The following is a 474-nucleotide window of genomic DNA, read 5'->3' on the forward strand; positions in this document are numbered from 1 at the left end:
GCCATACTCCTCACGTGCAAGCTGCGCCGCTTCTGCCAGCTTTTTCAAAGGAACATGCTTGGCTGTCAGCATATCTTTTTTATCCCGCTTGATGCCTACATTCCGCTCTGTGATCAAATGAAGCAGCTCTAAAAAATAGGATAACAGGTCATCAAATGCTGGATTCTCACGCAGCTGCCGAACTTCTTTCACAATATCATTTGTCACAGTGTGAGAAAACGGACCAGAGAAAGCCAAATGGACATCAATGGAATCAATATTGTTATACTTCTCACACATATACAAAATGTTGTATTTGATGTCATCAAATGACGTTAAATTACTTGGATGCTCTTGATGCACACTCATGATATCCTCTCGCAATTCAAAGGAGAGACCAAGCTGATTCAGTCGAATTCCTAAATCATAATCCTCAAATCCATACCGAACGATATTTTCATCAAACATCCCTAGTGCCATGACATGCTTACGTTT

General features: G+C 40.7%; 1 protein-coding gene. It reads right to left on the minus strand.

The annotated features are described in order from the left end of the window. A partial coding sequence (locus GFC01_RS18035; RefSeq protein ID WP_423244416.1) for a glycosyltransferase family 2 protein occupies positions 1–474 on the minus strand: 474 nt, incomplete at both ends.

It is taken from the genome of Desulfofundulus thermobenzoicus, from assembly GCF_009428905.1.
GTDB lineage: Bacteria > Bacillota > Desulfotomaculia > Desulfotomaculales > Desulfovirgulaceae > Desulfofundulus_A > Desulfofundulus_A thermobenzoicus.